At 71.3% G+C, this 17253-nt stretch carries 16 protein-coding genes; 10 read left to right on the forward strand and 6 right to left on the reverse strand.

Annotation, left to right across the window (positions count from 1 at the left end):
- Positions 1-327: 327 nt before the first annotated feature.
- From glmM to G407_RS0111845, 4 genes are all read left to right on the forward strand, one after another.
- Entirely contained in the window at positions 328-1668 is a 1341-nt protein-coding gene (gene glmM, locus G407_RS0111830) for a phosphoglucosamine mutase (protein ID WP_029030968.1), read from the forward strand.
- 135 nt (positions 1669-1803) lie between these two features.
- Positions 1804-2667, forward strand: a complete 864-nt coding sequence (locus G407_RS0111835) for an outer membrane protein (RefSeq protein WP_043539637.1) — start codon at positions 1804-1806, stop codon at positions 2665-2667.
- 19 nt (positions 2668-2686) lie between these two features.
- Positions 2687-3544, forward strand: a complete 858-nt coding sequence (locus G407_RS27295) for an outer membrane protein (RefSeq protein ID WP_052341280.1) — start codon at positions 2687-2689, stop codon at positions 3542-3544.
- Positions 3545-3637: 93 nt separating this feature from the next.
- Entirely contained in the window at positions 3638-4456 is an 819-nt protein-coding gene (locus G407_RS0111845) for an outer membrane protein (RefSeq protein WP_029030970.1), read from the forward strand.
- Positions 4457-4468: 12 nt separating this feature from the next.
- On the opposite strand, the gene G407_RS0111850 is transcribed toward G407_RS0111845, so the two are convergent.
- Positions 4469-6079, reverse strand: coding sequence for a GMC family oxidoreductase (locus G407_RS0111850; protein WP_029030971.1), 1611 nt, complete (start codon positions 6077-6079; stop codon positions 4469-4471).
- Positions 6080-6507: 428 nt separating this feature from the next.
- Here G407_RS0111850 and G407_RS0111855 point away from each other — a divergent pair, with 428 nt between their 5' ends.
- A complete protein-coding gene (locus tag G407_RS0111855) occupies positions 6508-7701 on the forward strand; it encodes a Fic family protein (RefSeq protein ID WP_029030972.1) in 1194 nt (397 codons plus the stop codon).
- A 94-nt stretch (positions 7702-7795) separates the two neighbouring features.
- On the opposite strand, the gene irr is transcribed toward G407_RS0111855, so the two are convergent.
- Positions 7796-8287 carry a Fur family transcriptional regulator Irr gene (gene irr / locus G407_RS0111860; protein WP_029030973.1) on the reverse strand — a complete coding sequence of 164 codons (492 nt, stop codon included), beginning with the start codon at positions 8285-8287 and terminating at the stop codon, positions 7796-7798.
- Between the two features lie 321 nt (positions 8288-8608).
- On the opposite strand from irr, the gene fabA reads away from it, so the two are divergent.
- From fabA to fabI, 3 genes are all read left to right on the forward strand, one after another.
- A complete protein-coding gene (fabA, locus tag G407_RS0111865; protein ID WP_029030974.1) occupies positions 8609-9139 on the forward strand; it encodes a 3-hydroxyacyl-[acyl-carrier-protein] dehydratase FabA in 531 nt (176 codons plus the stop codon).
- 56 nt (positions 9140-9195) lie between these two features.
- The gene (gene fabB / locus G407_RS0111870) at positions 9196-10419 is read left to right on the forward strand and encodes a beta-ketoacyl-ACP synthase I (protein WP_029030975.1); all 1224 of its coding nucleotides are present in this window, start codon (positions 9196-9198) and stop codon (positions 10417-10419) included.
- Positions 10420-10705: 286 nt separating this feature from the next.
- Complete coding sequence (gene fabI / locus G407_RS0111875; RefSeq protein WP_029030976.1) at positions 10706-11533, forward strand: enoyl-ACP reductase FabI; 828 nt, start codon at positions 10706-10708, stop codon at positions 11531-11533.
- 18 nt (positions 11534-11551) lie between these two features.
- On the opposite strand, the gene G407_RS0111880 is transcribed toward fabI, so the two are convergent.
- Both G407_RS0111880 and G407_RS27300 read right to left on the reverse strand, forming a co-directional pair.
- On the reverse strand, positions 11552-12118 hold the full coding sequence (locus tag G407_RS0111880; protein WP_029030977.1) for an ActR/PrrA/RegA family redox response regulator transcription factor: 567 nt from the start codon (positions 12116-12118) through the stop codon (positions 11552-11554).
- 178 nt (positions 12119-12296) lie between these two features.
- The gene (locus tag G407_RS27300) at positions 12297-13607 is read right to left on the reverse strand and encodes an ActS/PrrB/RegB family redox-sensitive histidine kinase (RefSeq protein WP_052341281.1); all 1311 of its coding nucleotides are present in this window, start codon (positions 13605-13607) and stop codon (positions 12297-12299) included.
- A gap of 260 nt (positions 13608-13867) precedes the next feature.
- On the opposite strand from G407_RS27300, the gene G407_RS27305 reads away from it, so the two are divergent.
- Positions 13868-15160, forward strand: a complete 1293-nt coding sequence (locus G407_RS27305; protein WP_052341282.1) for a polyhydroxyalkanoate depolymerase — start codon at positions 13868-13870, stop codon at positions 15158-15160.
- Positions 15161-15170: 10 nt separating this feature from the next.
- The gene (locus G407_RS0111895) at positions 15171-15797 is read left to right on the forward strand and encodes a DUF938 domain-containing protein (RefSeq protein ID WP_043539638.1); all 627 of its coding nucleotides are present in this window, start codon (positions 15171-15173) and stop codon (positions 15795-15797) included.
- 6 nt (positions 15798-15803) lie between these two features.
- Here the strand turns inward: G407_RS0111895 and G407_RS27310 are convergent, their stop codons facing one another.
- Together G407_RS27310 and G407_RS0111905 are read right to left on the reverse strand one after the other, a co-directional pair.
- Positions 15804-16025: a hypothetical protein gene (locus tag G407_RS27310; protein WP_043539639.1), complete on the reverse strand. Its 222-nt coding sequence runs from the start codon at positions 16023-16025 to the stop codon at positions 15804-15806.
- Positions 16026-16145: 120 nt separating this feature from the next.
- Complete coding sequence (locus tag G407_RS0111905; RefSeq protein WP_029030979.1) at positions 16146-17144, reverse strand: Gfo/Idh/MocA family protein; 999 nt, start codon at positions 17142-17144, stop codon at positions 16146-16148.
- Between the last annotated feature and the right edge of the window lie 109 nt (positions 17145-17253).

The raw sequence follows: 17253 nt of genomic DNA on the forward strand, positions 1-17253 counted from the left end.
TCCTGAAGCTCGTGTTGTCGCAAACCCAAGCTTCCGGGATCCCCGATCCCGTTCAAGTCCCCTCCGTCTCACTTCTGTCCGGCCCTACACAGGGGGGGCACGAGGGGGATCGCGAGAGGGATCGCGAGAGGGATCGCGGGGGATCGCGCCCGCCGTCCTCCGTGGCCCCCCGCCCGGAAGCCTCTCGCGTTACAATCGCTTACCGAATGTGAAGGCCTGCCGTGGCAGCCTGCGCTTGACGGCGCGCCCGGCGCGGGTGTTCTGGACCACCCCGGTCGGTCCGCGCCGCCGCCCGACCGACCCCGGGGCACGACCGGAGCACGACTCTTGCGCAAGCATTTCGGAACCGACGGCATCCGCGGCCGCGCCAACCTCACGATCACGCCCGAGCTCGCCCTGCGGGTCGGGCAGGCGGCCGGCCTCGCCTTCCGCCGCGGCGACCACCGCCACCGCGTCGTCATCGGCAAGGACACGCGGCTGTCCGGCTACATGATCGAGAACGCGCTCGTCGCCGGCTTCACGTCGGTGGGGATGGACACGCTGCTGCTCGGCCCGATGCCGACGCCGGCGGTGGCCATGCTCACGCGCTCCATGCGCGCGGATCTCGGCGTGATGATCTCCGCCTCGCACAACCCGTTCGAGGACAACGGCATCAAGCTGTTCGGCCCGGACGGCTACAAGCTCTCCGACGGCGTCGAGCGGGAGATCGAGGCGCTGATCGACGGCGACCTGACGCGCCGGCTCGCGCCCTCCGCGGGGCTCGGGCGCGCCAAGCGCGTCGAGGGCGTGCACGCCCGCTACATCGAGTTCGCCAAGCGCACGCTGCCGCGTCTCCTCGACCTCGAGGGCCTGCGCATCGTGCTCGATTGCGCCAACGGCGCCGCCTACCGCGTCGCGCCCGAGGCGCTCTGGGAGCTGGGCGCCGAGGTCATCGCCATCGGCGTCGAGCCCAACGGCTTCAACATCAACCGCGACGTCGGCTCCACCGCGCCCGAGGCGCTCGTCGGCAAGGTGCGCGAGCTGCGCGCCGACGTCGGCATCGCGCTCGACGGCGACGCGGACCGGGTGATCGTCGTCGACGAGAAGGGCCGCGTCGTCGACGGCGACCAGCTGATGGCGGCGATCGCGCGCAGCTGGCACGAGGACGGGCGCCTCGCGCGCCCCGGCATCGTCGCCACCGTCATGTCGAACCTCGGCCTCGAGCGTTACCTCGACAGCCTGGGGCTCGCCCTCGAGCGCACGTCGGTGGGCGATCGCTACGTGCTCGAGCGCATGCGCGAGGGCGGCTACAATCTCGGCGGCGAGCAGTCGGGCCACGTCATCCTCTCCGACTACGCGACGACGGGGGACGGCCTCATCGCCGCGCTGCAGCTGCTCGCGGTGGTCAAGCGCTCCGAGCGGCCGGTCTCCGAGGTCTGCCACTGCTTCGAGCCGCTGCCGCAGATCCTCAAGAACGTGCGCTACGCCGGCGGGCGCCCGCTGGAGGACGTCGCCGTCGCCTCCGCCATCGAGGCGGCGCGCTCGCGGCTCGGCGACGCCGGGCGCCTCGTGATCCGCCCGTCGGGCACGGAGCCGGTGATTCGCGTCATGGCCGAGGGCGACGACCGCGCCCTCGTGCTCGAGGTGGTCGACGAGATCGCGCTCGCGGTGACCCGCGCGGCGGCCTGACGCAGCTGGCGGCCGGTCACGGAGGCTTAACCCTAACGCTTAAGGTTAAGCTGTGCTTAAGGAAATTCTGCAATCGTCCCCTCCGTGAGAGCCGCGGGCGTTCGCCCGCCGCGACGAGAACGGGGACACCACGCCATGATTCGCCTCGAGCCGGCCCTCGTGGCCGCCCTCGCCGCCGTCGGCGGCGTCATCGCGACGAGCGCCAGCGCCGCCGACCTGCCGACCCTTCCGCCCGCACCCGTCCCCGTCGCCGTCGAGAGCTTCGCCGGCGGCTGGTACCTGCGCGGCGACATCGGCCTGTCGAGCCAGCGCTCCGACGACCCGAAGAACCCGCTGCTCGACGCGGCCCAGCCCGCGGCGGCGGTCGAGACGCTGCAGTCCGACTTCTCCTCGGCCGGGTTCGTGGGCGCCGGCGTCGGCTATCGCTTCAATTCCTGGTTCCGCGCCGACGTCACCGGCGAGTACCGCGGTCGCGCGAACTATCGCGGGCTCGACCGCGTGCGCTGGATCGGCGCCAACGGCTTCAACCAGACGAACGAGCTCTACTTCGACAAGTCCGAGTGGGTCGGCCTCGTCAACGGCTACCTCGATCTCGGCAGCTGGTACGGCATCACGCCCTTCGTCGGCGCCGGCATCGGCTTCGCCCACGTGACGATCGACAACTTCCGCGACATCGGCACGATCTTCCCGAGCAACGTCTCCGGCTTCAGCAACAGCGTCGTCTACGCCGACAAGGAGTCGCGGACGAACTTCGCCTGGGCGCTCTACGCCGGCCTGGGCTACGAGGTCTCGCCGAACCTCTCGCTCGAGCTCGGCTACCGCTATCTCGCCATGGGCGACGGCGGCACCGGCGAGACCTATCGCTTCGACGGCGTCAGCACCGTGCGCGACGAGTGGGAGATCGACGCCATCCGCTCGCACGACCTGAAGCTCGGCATGCGCTGGAACCTGCAGGCCCCGGCGCGGGTGCACCCCGCCCCGCTCAGCCGCAGCTTCTGATCCAGAGGGAGGTCCGCCCATGTCCGGCCGGCTCACGTCCGCGTCTTCGCTCCTCCGCCGAGGCCACGTCGCGGTCGCCGTTCTCGCGGGTGCGGTGGCCGTCGCGGTGCTCGCGCCGGCCCACGCCGCGGACATCGCAGACGCGGGCATGGGGGACCTGCCGCCTCTTCCGGAGATCGCGCCGGCGCCCGCGGCGCCGGTCGGCTCCGGCTGGTACCTGCGCGGCGACATCCTCCACGCCACGATCCGGGACCCGGACGTCACCGCCGGGACCGGGGGCGTCGCGGCCTTCCCGGGCGCGACGGTCGACGGCGGCGTCGGCTTCGGGCTCGGGGCGGGCTACAAGCTGAACTCCTGGCTGCGCTTCGACGTCACCGCGGATCACCGCGACGGGCTCGACGCCGAGATTTTCTCGGGCACGCCGGTCGCCGGGGCGCGCGGGACCTCGAGCTTCTCCTCGACGACGCTGCTGGCGAACGCCTATCTCGACCTCGGCACCTGGCATGGCTTCACGCCCTATGTCGGCGCGGGCGTCGGCTACGCCTGGAACACCCTCGACGGGCTCGCCGTCTCCGGCTGCCCCGCGCCCTGCACCGCCGGCGGCGTGCCCCTCGCGGGGCTCGAGCGGGCGCACGAGACCACCGGGAGCTTCGCCTACGCGCTCACCGCCGGCGTCTCGGTCGACGCGGGGCGCAGCCTGAGCGTCGACCTGAACTACCGCTACGTTCGTCTCGGCGAGGCGGCGACGGGCGTCGTCGCCGGCACGCGGATCGAGGCCGACGCGCTCTCCGCGCACGAGGCCCGCATCGGCCTGCGCTGGAGCTTCGCGGAGCCCGCGCCGGCGGCCTTCGCGGACCCGATCTCGCGCTCGTTCTGAGAGGCGATCGGCAACCAAGCGTTAACGTTACCGGAAGACTATCGTCGTCGAGAGATACACTCGCCACAGGGCTTCCGAAGGGGAATCCTCGCCATGCGTACGTCCATCGCGGTCGCCTTCGCCGCCGCCGTCACCATGCTCCCGGGCGTCGCCGGCGCCGTCGACCTCGGCCCCCTGCGTGGCTCGCAGGGCTTCGGCGTCACGCCGGTGACCACGTGGCAGGGCGGCTATTTCGGCCTCACCGCCGGGTACGGGCAGATGAACACCGACGCGACGGGCGTCTTCGCGGAGCCGATCGCACGGCACCTGCGCGGCACCGTGATGGAGAACGAGATGCGGGTCTCGAACTTCATCCAGCCGGTGGTGGGCGACTCGAAGGAGGCGGTGTACGGAGCCTTCGCAGGATACAATTTCCAGTTCTCGGAAGCCGTTCTCGGCATCGAGCTGGACTTCGCGCGCGGCAAGCAGCGGGTCTCCGGCAGCGACACGCTCGGGCGCTCGCAGCAGCTGAGCAACGGCTTCCTCGGGACGGCCGTCGCGAGCGGCACCTTCGACCTCGAGCTCGACAACGTGTTCACCGTCCGCGCTCGCGCCGGCTATACCATCGGCGACTTCCTGCCGTTCATCACCGGCGGCGTGGCGCTCGCCCAGTACGAGCGGACCCGTCGCACCGATCTCGCCTATTCCGAGACGAACCATCCGACGCTGCCCAGCCGCGGGCCGTTCTTCTGGAACGAGACCGCGCCGAGCAGCGGCACCGCGATCGGCCTCGCCGGCGGTGCCGGCGTCGACGTCGCGCTGACCGAGAACATCTTCCTGCGCGGCGAGTGGCAGTACGCCTTCTTCCCCGACGTGGGCGGGGCCGAGGTCTCGCTGAACACGCTGCGCGGCGCCGCCGGCGTGAAGTTCTGACGCCCCACGGCCTCAGCCGCGGCGCGCCTCGAGGATCATCGCGCTCGCCTTCTCGGCGATCATGATGGTGGGCGAGTTTGTGTTGCCCGACGTGATCCGCGGCATGGCGGAGGCGTCGACCACGCGCAGCCCCTCGACGCCGTGCACCTTCAGCCGCGCGTCGAGCACGGCGGCCGGATCCGACGCCAGCCCCATCTTCGCCGTGCCGACGGGATGGAAGATCGTCGTGCCGATCTCGCCCGCCGCCGTCGCCAGCGCCTCCTCCCCGTCGATCTCCGGCCCGGGGCGGTATTCCTGCGGCCGGAAGCGCGCCAGCGGCGGCTGCGCGACGATGCGCCTCGCGAGCCGGATCGAATCGGCCGCGACCCTCCGATCCTCGTCGGTGTCGAGGTAGTTCGGCTGGATCGCAGGAGGGGCGTGCGGGTCCGGGCTCGCGGCGTGGACCGAGCCGCGGCTCGTCGGGCGCAGGTTGCACACGCTCGCCGTGAAGGCCGGGAAGGGATGGAGCCCGTCGCCGAACTTGTCGAGCGACAGGGGCTGGAAGTGGAATTGCAGGTTGGGCGTCTCGTAGTCCGGCGCCGACCGGGCGAAGGCGCCGAGCTGCGAGGGCGCCATGGTCAGCGGCCCGCGCCGGAAGAGCGCGTACTCGATCCCCATCCAGGCGCGCCGCCAGAGCTCGCGATAGTCCGCGTTGAGCGTCCGCACCCCCTCCACCTTGAAGATCGGCCGCAGCTGGAGATGGTCCTGCAGGTTCTCGCCGACACCCGGGAGGTGGCGGCGCGTCTCGATGCCGAGCGCCTGGAGCCGCGCCCCGTCGCCGATGCCCGAGAGCTCCAGGATCTGCGGGGACTTCACGGCCCCGGCGCAGAGCACCACCTCTCCGGAGGCGCGCGCCCGGAGCGTCTCGCCGCCGCGGGAGAGCACGACGCCGGTGGCACGCCCGTCCTCGATCGTCACGCGCTCGACCGTGACCCCCGTCTCGAGCCGCAGGTTCGGCCGCGAGAGGGCGGGCTTCAGGAAGCCACGGGCGGTCGACCAGCGCCGCCCGCCCTTCTGGTTCACCTGGAAGTAGCCCACCCCGGAATTGTCGCCGCGGTTGAAGTCCTCGGTCGCCGGGATGCCGGCGGCGACGCAGGCGTCGATGACGGCGTCGAGCAGCGCCCAGCGCATCCGCGGATAGTCGACGCGCCACTCGCCGCCCGCCCCGTGATGATCGTCGGGCTTCGCGTGGTCCTGGTGCTGGCGGAAGATCGGCCGCACGTCCTCCCAGCCCCAGCCGTCGAGGCCGAGCTGGCGCCAGCCGTCGTAGTCCTGCGCCTGGCCGCGCATGTAGATCATCGCGTTGATGGCGGACGAGCCGCCGATCACCTTGCCGCGGGGATAGGCGAGGCTGCGCCCGTTCAGCCCGGGCACCGGCTCGGTCTTCAGCATCCAGTCGGCGCGCGGGTTGCCGATGGCGAAGAGGTAGCCCACGGGGATGTGGAACCAGATCCAGTCGTCCTTGCCCCCGGCCTCCAGCAGCAGGACGCGCACCGACGGGTCGCGCGAGAGCCGGTTGGCGACGACGCAGCCGGCCGAGCCGGCGCCGACGACGACGTAGTCGTATGTCCCGAGATCCTGCACGGCCCCACTCTCGTCCGATGGTCACGTTCGCGACGGGACCGTAGCGTGCGGGCGCGCCCGTGACGATGCGCATGTGCGCAAGCGCCGCTCGGGTGCCAGGCGGTGGTGGCGGCGGGGTGACCACCCGGAGACGTGCGGACGGCGCGCCGTGCCGCGGACGAAGCGCCACGCGGGTGGCGCGCGACATCCATATCGTGGTCTGGCCGATATATGGCCAGCGCGGGAACGCCTTGTTATAGGCTGGACGACATATGGCCTCGCCGAGCCCGCTTTATTATAGGCTGAGCGACATATGGCGGCTGCAGCCACGCCATGTTAAAGGCTGAGCGACATATGCGCCGCAGCGAGCCACCCAGGACGACCACCTCCGAGGTTTACGTCGCGGTGCTGCCCACTGCGCGCACAGGCCGTCTTGAAGAGAGAGTCACATGGTGTTGGCGGCACAGCGATCCGGCAGGTACGTGCGGCAGCCCACGGGCTACTCCGCGTTCGTTCCGAGCCCGCTGCCTCCGAAGCCGAGCCTTGAGATCGACGACGAGATGCAGACCCTGCTGTCCTCGGCAGACCGTGCTCTCGGACGGCTCGACGGCTCGATTCAGACGCTGCCGAACCCCGACCTCTTCGTTTTCATGTACGTGCGTAAGGAGGCCGTTCTCTCGAGCCAGATCGAGGGCACGCAATCGTCGCTCAACGATCTGCTCGAGGTCGAGGCGAGCGTCCTCGACCCCGAACATCCTCAGGACGTCGGCGAGGTGCTGAACTACGTCGGTGCCATGAACCATGGCCTCGCCCGGCTCTCCGAACTGCCCCTGAGCATCCGGCTCATTCGAGAGATTCACGAGAAGCTGCTCGGAGGTGTTCGGGGCCAGGAGAAGAATCCCGGCGAGCTGCGGCGCTCTCAGAACTGGATAGGGCCGTCCGGCTGCACGCTGCGCGACGCCACCTTCGTGCCGCCCCCGCCATCCGCCGTCATGGAGACGCTCGGCGACCTCGAGCGATTCATGCACGCCCGCGACAGCGTGCCGATCTTGATAAAGATCGGATTGGTTCATGCTCAGTTCGAGACCATCCACCCCTTCCTCGACGGAAACGGGCGTGTCGGACGCCTCCTGATCACCTTCCTGCTCTGCCAGGAGGGTGTCCTCACCCAGCCGGTCCTCTACCTCTCGCACTATTTCAAGCGGTACAGGATGGAGTACTACGACCGGCTTCAGAGGACACGCGACCTCGGTGACTGGGAGAGCTGGATCAAGTTCTTCCTGCAAGGAGTTGCCGAAGTCAGCGAGGAAGCGACGCGAACGGCGCGGGCGATCGTCGACCTCCGGGAGAAGCACCGGCTGCTGGTGACGCGCGAGATGGGGCGTGCGGCGGCGAACGGGCTGATCGTGCTGGAGCGCCTCTTCCAGCGGCCGATCATGACCGTCAATGAGATGAGCGTCACTCTCGGCGTGTCGTATGCCGCGGCCAACCAGGTCGTGCAGCGTCTTGCAGAGGCTGGAATATTGGAGGAGATCACCGGCCAACGACGAAATCGCGTGTATCGCTATACGCCGTATGTCGATCTGTTCAGCGACCGCGGCATCGATGTGCAGAGCGATCCGGACGCCACGACGCTCTCGTAGGGAGTTGCGCGCGGGCGGCTTGGCGTAGCGCGCCCGGTTCACCTCCACCGCGTCCGGCGCTGCGCCGGGTTCTTCACATGCGAGTCTACGCCGCTCACGCGCGGCGGTGTGCGTCCTTGCGCCGCAGGCGGACCACGACGTCCACGCGTGCGACCTCGAAGCCTTCCGGCGGCTCGGGCAGGTCCATAACGGTCACGCCCTCGGCCGGGACGTCCATCAGCTCCTCCTCGCCCTCGACGAAGAAATGGTGGTGCTCGGTCGGGTTCGTGTCGAAGTAGGCCTTCGATCCGTCCACCGCGAGCTGGCGCAGCAGGCCCGCCTCGGTGAACTGGTGGAGCGTGTTGTAGACGGTGGCGAGGGACACGGGGACGCGCGCGCGCATCGCCTCGTCGTAGAGCATCTCCGCCGTGATGTGCCGGTCGCCCTTGCCGAACAAGAGCCAGCCGAGGGAAACCCGCTGGCGCGTCGGCCTCAGGCCGACCCGGCGCAGCTTGTCGCGCAGGTTCGAGAGCGGGCAGCCGGGGCGCCCGGCCTGCGCACCGGCGAAGGGGGCGGCAGGGGACGCGGAAGGAGCGCTGTGATCCATGGCGGAGTCGTGACGCCTCGTTCGGGTGAGCGGCAGGAACGCCCGCGCGGGGCGCTCGTTCTCTCCTTTGTAGGGTTTGCGCACCGCGCCCGCAACCCGGTGAAGCACGGAAGCGCCGCGCCGGGACGAAGGGACGCGCCCGCCCGCCCGGGCCGATCGGAGGTGGCGCGCCCGCGCGCCCGAGACCGGCTCGCTCGGCGTGCGGGACCGATCCGCGCTTTCGCGCGGCTCGCAACGTGTGTTACCAGAGCCCTCCCGAGCCGCGGGGCCCCCCGCGGCGAGGACGGGATTCGTGAGACCAGAAGAGGACCGGCCGCACGCATGAGCCAGCCGCTCGCCAGAAAGCCCGAATACTCCTACGAGGAGCTGCTCGCCTGCGGACGCGGCGAGCTGTTCGGCCCCGGCAACGCCCAGCTTCCGCTGCCGCCGATGCTCATGTTCGACCGCATCACCTCCATCGGCGAGGACGGCGGGGCCTACGGCAAGGGCCATGTGCGCGCCGAGCTCGACGTGCGGCCGGACCTCTGGTTCTTCGCCTGCCACTTCAAGGGCGATCCCGTCATGCCGGGCTGCCTGGGCGTCGACGCGCTCTGGCAGCTGTGCGGCTTCCATCTCGGCTGGCTCGGCGCGCACGGTCGCGGCCGGGCGCTGGGCGTCGGCGAGGTGAAGTTCTCCGACCAGGTCTTGCCGAGCGTGAGCAAGGTGGTCTACGGCGTCGACCTGAAGCGCGTGTTCCGCTCGAAGCTCGTGCTCGGCATCGCCGACGGCTTCCTCGAGGCGGACGGGCGGCGCATCTACGAGGCGAAGGACCTGCGGGTCGGCCTGTTCCAGGCAGAGGCCGCGGGCGGCTGAGCCCGCCGTTGCGCCGGGACGGCGCGAGAGCGGGCCGGACAGGGAGGTATCAGCGAATGAGGCGCGTCGTCGTCACGGGGATGGGCATCGTCTCCTCGATCGGGGACGACATCCCCCAGGTGCTCGAGAGCCTGCGGCAGGGGCGATCGGGCATCGTCTTCGCCGAGGATTACGCCGAGCGGAACTTCCGCTGCCGCGTCCACGGCGCCCCGCGCGTCGTGCCCGAGGAGAAGGTCGATCGGCGCGCCATGCGCTTCCACGCCCGCGGCACGGGCTGGAACCACGTCGCCATGGACGAGGCGATCGCCGATTCGGGCCTCGAGGCGGGTGACATCTCGAACGAGCGCACCGGCATCATCATGGGCTCGGGCGGTCCCTCGACGCGCGTCGTCGTCGAGGCGGCGGCGATCACGCAGGACAAGGGGCCCAAGCGCATCGGGCCCTTCGCGGTCCCCAAGGCGATGTCCTCGACCGCCTCCGCCACCCTCGCGACCTGGTTCAAGATCAAGGGCGTGAACTACTCGATCTCGTCCGCCTGCGCGACCTCGAACCATTGCATCGGCAACGCCTACGAGACCATCGCCATGGGCCGGCAGGACGTGATCTTCGCCGGCGGCTGCGAGGATCTCGACTGGACGATGTCGAACCTGTTCGACGCCATGGGCGCGATGTCGACCAAGTACAACGACCGCCCGGCGGTCGCCTCGCGCGCCTACGACGTCAACCGCGACGGCTTCGTCATCGCCGGCGGCGCGGGCGTGCTGGTGCTGGAGGAATACGAGCACGCCAAGGCGCGCGGCGCCAGGATCCACGCCGAGATCGTCGGCTACGGCGCCACCTCCGACGGCTACGACATGGTCGCCCCCTCGGGCGAGGGCGCCGTGCGTTGCATGCGTCAGGCGCTCTCGACCGTGAAGGTCCCGGTCGACTACATCAACCCGCACGCCACATCGACGCCGGTCGGCGACGAGAAGGAGATCGAGGCGCTGCGCGAGGTCTTCGGCACGGGCGAGAAGTGCCCGCCGATCGCCGCCACGAAGTCGCTCACCGGCCACTCGCTCGGCGCCACCGGCGTGCAGGAGGCGATCTACTCGCTCCTGATGATGAACAACGACTTCATCTGCGCCTCGGCGAACATCGAGGAGCTCGACCCCTCCTTCGCCGACATGCCGATCGTGCGCGAGCGCCGCGACGGCGTCTCGCTCGGCTGCGTGCTCTCGAACTCCTTCGGCTTCGGCGGCACGAACGCGACGATCGTGATGAAGCGGCTGGAGGCGTGACGTCTCGCGGCGTCGGGCGATCGCCGTCGACATCGCGATCGTCCTGCACGCCCCACACCCCCGGCCCCTCTCCACGAGGGAGAGGGGAGGCCCGCGAGGCCGGCATGAGCGGCGCGCACATTCTGCGCCGGACGGAAAGTCGAGACGCCCGAGGCGAACTCGACGCTCTCTCCTCTCCCTCGTGGAGAGGGGCGGGGGTGTGGGGCGGCGGGTGAAGGCCCAACCGGCCACCACGCACCCGAGCGCCCACTCCAAAGACCAGAACAGCGACCAGGAGACCGACACGATGACCGGGCTGATGCAGGGCAAGCGGGGCCTCGTCATGGGCGTCGCCAACGACCACTCGATCGCCTGGGGCATCGCGCGCACCCTCGCGGCGCACGGGGCCGAGCTCGCCTTCACCTACCAGGGGGAGGCGCTCGGCCGGCGCGTCGCGCCGCTGGCGCAGTCGGTCGGCTCCGATCTCGCCATCCCCTGCGACGTCGAGGACGTCGCCACCGTCGACGCTGCCTTCGCGCGCCTCGACGAGGCCTGGGGCGGCACGCTCGACTTCGTCGTCCACGCCATCGGCTTCTCGGCCAAGGCCGAGCTGAAGGGCCGCTACATCGACGCCACGACGCGGGAGAACTTCTCGCGCACGATGGTGATCTCCGCCTTCTCCTTCACCGAGGTGGCGCAGCGCGCGGCGAAGCGGATGGGGCCGGGCGGGACGCTCTTGACGCTCACCTACGGCGGCTCGGCCCGCGTGATGCCGAACTACAACGTCATGGGCCTCGCCAAGGCGGCGCTGGAAGCCTCGGTGCGCTATCTCGCCAACGATCTCGGGCCGGACGGCATCCGCGTCAACGCGCTCTCGCCCGGGCCGGTGCGCACCCTCGCCGGTGCCGGCATCGCCGACGCGCGGCTCATGTACGCCCACCAGGCGGCGAACGCGCCCCTGCGCCGGACGGTGACCCTCGACGAGATCGGCGGCTCGGCGCTCTACCTGCTGTCGGACCTGTCCGGCGGGGTGACCGGCGAGATCCACCACGTCGATTCGGGCTACAACATCGTCTCGATGCCGCGCCCGGACGTGCTCAAGGCGCAGGACGACGCGGGAGTGACGGACGCCTGAGGATCGCTCTGCGCGCCGTCACCGCGGCGCGCGCTTGGCCAGGATTCGCTGCAGCGTGCGGCGGTGCATGTTGAGCCGCCGGGCCGTCTCGGAGACGTTGCGGCCGCACAGCTCGTAGACGCGCTGGATGTGCTCCCAGCGCACCCGGTCCGCCGACATCGGGTTCTCCGGCGGCTCGGCGCGGGCGCCGGGCTCGGCGCGCAGCGCCGCGTCGATCTCGTCGGCATCGGCGGGCTTGGCGAGATAGTCGAAGGCGCCGAGCTTCACGGCGGTGACGGCGGTGGCGATGTTGCCGTAGCCGGTCAGGACCACGCCGCGCGCCTCCGGGCGCTTCTCCTTGAGGCGGGTGATCACCTCGAGGCCGTTGCCGTCGTTGAGCCGCATGTCGATCACGGCGAAGGCGGGGGGCGCACCGTCGACGGCGGCGATGCCGTCCGCGACGCTCTCGGCCACCCGTACCACGTAGCCGCGGCTCTCCATGGCGCGCGCGAGACGCGTCGAGAAGGGGCGATCGTCGTCCACGATGAGGAGGGTCATGTCCTCCTGCGTCCGGATCGGGGCCTCCAGGCTCTGCGCTTCGACCATCGTCCTCGTACTCCTGCTGCTTCGGCGGGCCGGACAGCGCCCACGCAGCGCCCACCCCTCGGCGCCTCCCGCGCGCCGCGACGTTCCGTCGACTCGACATGTAGGACGCCGCGCGGGGTAATCCAGCACCGCGCGGTCGGTCACCGTTTCGTGATGAGCGCATGCTCGAGGGCGACGCTCAGCCGCCGGCCTCGAAAGCGGCGCGCGACCAGGCGACCCGCGCGATCGCGCCGACCTCCGGGGCGCGGCCGTTCGTCAGCGTGAGCTGCGCGCCGGTGCGCTCGATCAGGGTCTTGGCGATGAAGACGCCGAGCCCGTGGCCCGCGGCCTCCTCCTCCGGCCCGCGCTTGTCGTGCCCGCGGGTCGTGACGTAGGGCTCGCCGAGCCGCAGCAGCACCTCGGCGGGGAAGCCGGGGCCGTCGTCGCGGATCTCGATCCAGACCTGGCGTTCGTCCCAGCCGGCCTCGACCACGATCTCGTTCTCGGCGAAGTCGACGGCGTTGTCGAGGAGGTTGGTGAGCCCGTAGACGAGCCCCGCGTTGCGCCGCCCGCGCGGCGGCGCGCCCTCCCCGGCGCGGCCGACACGGATCGCGACGCCGATGCCGCGCATCGGGTCGACGATGTCCTCGACGAGGTGCATCAGCGTCATGCGCTCGAGGAACTCGCCGTCGGCCTCCTCCCCGCGCGAGGTGAGCTGGCCGAGGATGCCGCGGCAGCGCTCGACCTGCTCGCGCAGCAGCGTCATGTCCTCGGCGAGCTCCTCGTTGCCGGCGAGGCGCTTGGACAGCTCCTTGGCCACGAGCGCGATCGTGGCGAGCGGCGTGCCGAGCTCGTGCGCGGCGGCGGCGGCGAGGCCGTCGATCTGGGAGATGTGCTGCTCGCGCGCGAGCACGAGCTCCGTCGCCGCGAGCGCCTGCGAGAGCTGGCGCGCCTCCTCCGCCACGCGCCAGGCGTAGACTCCGGTGAAGCCGGTGCCGAGGAGGATCGCCGCCCAGACGCCCGCCACGTAGACGAAGGGCAGCTCCAGCACCTCTCCCTCGCGCCAGGGCAGCGGCAGATGCGCGAAGGCGAGCGCGGTGGCGCAGGCGACGACGAGCGCGCCGAGCAGCAGCGTGCGCCTGGGTGTGAGCGCCGTCGCCGAGATCAGGACCGGGGCGAGGAACAGGATCGCGAAGGGGTTTTGCAGCCCGCCCGTCAGGAACAGGAGGGCCGCGAGCTGCGCGATGTCGAAGGCGAGCAGGAAGGTGGCCGCGTCGTCCGCCAGCCGATGGCTCGCGGGGTAGCGGACCCGCAGCGCGAGATTGAGCCAGGCGGAGGCCGCGATGAGGACGAAGGAGGCGCCGAAGGGCAGGGGGTAGCCGAGCCCGAAATGCACGCCCGCCACCGCCGCGCTCTGGCCGATCACGGCGAGCCAGCGCAGGCGCACGAGCGTGTCGAGGCGCAGGCGCCGCGCGCTTCCGGTCAGGCGATGGGGCTCGATGGCGTTCACGGGGGCATAGGTAGCGTGCCGGAGGGCTCTCGAACAGGCGGCATCCGCCGCCCGCGCTCGCGGCGTCCGACGGACGGCGGTCTGTATCGCCACAGAGACGATGTGATAAGAGGTCCTATGTAGGAATGCGGTCGACCGATCGCCGCATTCCCGCCAGGATGGGGAACGGCCGGGGGATCGGGCGGGTTCGCGTCGCACCCGGCCGCCGAGGTCGGCGCGGCCCGGGATGCCGGGCGCCGTTCGCGAAAGGTTGGCAGACGATGGATCCCGCTTACTTCTGGTACGAAGCCGGTCACATGATGCTGGCCCCCGCCCGCGCGGCGACGGACGCGACGCGCATCGCCTTCAAGAACCCCGTCAACCCGCTCGCGCACACGCCCTACGGCAAGGCCATGGCTGCCGGCTGCGAGCTGTTCGAGCGCGTTACCCGGCGCTACGGCAAGCCCGCCTTCCTGCTCGACGAGACCCTCGTCGACGGCGTTCCGACGCCGGTCTGGGAGCGGGTCGCCTGGGAGCGGCCGTTCTGCCGCCTGCTGCATTTCGACCGGCGAATCACCGACCCCGACCGCCCGTCCGACCCGAAGGTGCTGATGGTCGCGCCGATGTCGGGCCACTACGCCACGCTCCTGCGCGGCACGGTCGAGGCCTTCCTGCCGGATCACGAGGTCTACATCACCGACTGGGCGGACGCCCGCGAGGTGCCGCTCGTGGAGGGCGCCTTCGATCTCGACACCTACATCGACTACGTGATCCAGATGTGCCGCCTGCTCGGCCCGGACGTGCACGTCATGGCCGTGTGCCAGCCCGCGGTGCCGGTGCTCGCCGCGATCTCGCTGATGGAGGCCGCGGACGACCCCTGCATCCCGCGCTCGATGACGCTGATGGGCGGGCCGATCGACACGCGCCGCTCGCCCACCGCGGTCAACCTCGTCGCCCAGGAGCGGGGTACGGACTGGTTCCGGCGCAACTGCATCGTCAAGGTGCCGCCGCCGAACCTCGGGCTGTGGCGCGACGTCTACCCGGGATTCTACCAGCTCTCCGGCTTCATGGCGATGAACCTCGACCGGCACATCTCCGCCCATTGGGAGATGTTCAACCACCTCGTCGAGGACGACGGCGATTCGGCCGAGAAGCACCGCGAGTTCTACGACGAGTACCTCGCGGTGATGGACCTCACGGCGGAGTTCTACCTGCAGACCGTCGAGACGGTGTTCGTCTCCCACGCGCTGCCGAAGGGCGAGATGACCCATCGCGGGCGCCCGGTCGACCCCTCCGCCATCCGGCGCTGCGCCGTCATGGCGGTCGAGGGCGAGCGCGACGACATCTCCGGCGTCGGCCAGACGCTCGCGGCGCTGGAACTGACGCCGAACCTGCCGGACGACCGCAAGCTCTACCACCTCCAGGAGCGCGTCGGGCACTACGGCGTGTTCAACGGCTCGCGCTTCCGCGCGGAGGTGGCGCCGCGCATCGGCGCCTTCATGCGCGAGCAGGAGGGCAAGGCGCGCGAGGCGCAGGGCCAGCGTCGCCGCGGACCGCGCGCGGCCGCGGGCTGACGTTTCCGGCATGAGCGAGGACGCCGACGCACCGCCGCCCGGCGCGCTGGTCGCCCCGGCGGCGGCGCGCAACCGCGACCCGATCCTGTCGGTGCTGCGCCGGGTCCTGCCGCCGGCGGGTCTCGTGCTCGAGGTCGCGAGCGGGACGGGGGAGCACGCCGTCCACATGGCCCGCGCGCTGCCCGGCGCGACCTGGCTCCCGAGCGATCCGGACCCGCAGGCGCGCACGAGCATCGCCGCCTGGCGCGCCCGTGCGGGGCTTCCGAACCTCGAACCCCCGATCGCGCTCGACGCCGCCGCGCCGAATTGGCCCGTGGCCCGCGCCGACGCGGTCGTGTCGATCAACATGATCCACATCGCGCCCTGGGAGGCCGGGCTCGGCCTGATGGCCGGCGCCGGACGGCTGCTGCCGCCCGGCGGGCCGCTGGTGCTCTACGGCCCCTTCAACCTGGAGGGCCGCTTCACCGCGCCGTCCAACGCGGAGTTCGACGCCTCGCTGAAGGCGCGCGACCCGCGCTTCGGCATCCGGGACGTCGCGGAGGTGCGCGCCGCCGCCGCGGCGCGGGGCCTGTCGCTGGCGGAGCGGATCGAGATGCCGGCGAACAACATGATCCTCGTCTTCCACCGCGACGCGTGAGGACCCTCAGTTCGGGTCGGCGGTGGGCACCGGGTTCCCCTCGTTCGCCGGGGAGTTGACGGCCGGCGTCTCCGTCGGTGTCGCCAGATCGGGCGACGCCTCCCACGCCCAGAAGATGTAGACGAGGAAGGCCAGCGTCGCGAGCGCCATGGAGATGACGAGGATCGCGAGGACGGGCCGGCCGCGCCAGCCCTGGCGGGCGCGCACGTCTTCGACTTTGCGGTCCATCGGGTACCCTTTCGTATCGGAACGTCGACGTGGCGCCGCGCGAGGCGGCGCCGTCGGGACACGAAGGGAGAACGCGGCGCGAGGCTCGGCCGTTCCGCTCGGTCGATCCGCGCGGGCGGCTCAGTCGCGCGCCTCGTCGCCGGAAGCGAGGATCGTCTCCACGAGCTCCTGCACCGCGAGCGCCTCGGACAGCGCGGCGAGGCCGTGCGGCGCGCCGCGGGTCATGGCGGCGACCTTCTCGAGCTGGCGCGCGAGGGTGAGCGGGCGCGCCTCCTCCTGCGTCAGAGCGCCCTCGGCCTGCCGCCAGGCGCCGTCGACGAGGCGCTCGGCGACCGACCAGTCGCGCAGGCGGATCGTGCCGTTCTCGCCGTGGAGCGTGAAGGCGTTGGTGTCCGCCTTCTCCGTCTCGCCGACGCGTCCGGCGACCCGCACGGGCAGGGTGCCGCAGGTCAGCTCCGCCGCGACCGCCCGCTCGCTCGCGCCGTCGACGGGGTAGCGCACGCTGGCCGGCCCGAGCGTGGCGGGGCCGAGCAGGCGCCCGGCCAGGAACAGGAAGTGCGAGAGCACCTCGCGGGTGAAGCCGCCCTGGAGGCGCCGGTCGAGCCAGGCGGCGGCGTCCTCCTGCCACGGGCGCGGCCAGGCGGCGAAGCCGACCTCGATGTCCGCCTCGCGCAGCCGACCCAGCGTGCCGTCCGCCATCCAGGCCTCGATCTGGTCGACGGCCGGCGACGAGGCGAAGGGGAAGTTCACCGCCGCCCGCATGCCCGCCGCGTCCGCGTCGCGCACGAAGGCGCGGGCCTGGCCGACGTCGACCGCGAGCGGCTTCTCGCAGAACAGGGCCTTGCCGGCGGCGAGCGTGGCGCGGGCGTGGTCGAGATGCGAGGCCGGCGGGGCCGCGACGTAGATGCAGTCGGAGGTCTCGATCAGCGGGGCGACGCCGTCGAAGCGGGCGATCTCCGGGAAGCCCTCGGCGAGCCGCGCCATGGCGGCCGGCGAGGGGTCCCACACGCCGCACACGCGCACGGACGCCGCACCCGGCCCGAGCGCCGCCCGCAGCAGCCGCTCGCCCATGATGCCGTAACCGATGATGCCGATCCCGATGCCGTCGCCGCGATCCATTGATCGTCCCGATGATGATGAAGCTCGCGCCTGATTGCCATGGCGCCCTCGTTTCGCCAAGTGGCGAAAACGCGACAGCGCTCGGGCGGAGCGCCCGGGCAGGATGCGG

Source organism: Salinarimonas rosea DSM 21201, assembly GCF_000429045.1.
Classification (GTDB): Bacteria; Pseudomonadota; Alphaproteobacteria; order Rhizobiales; family Beijerinckiaceae; genus Salinarimonas; species Salinarimonas rosea.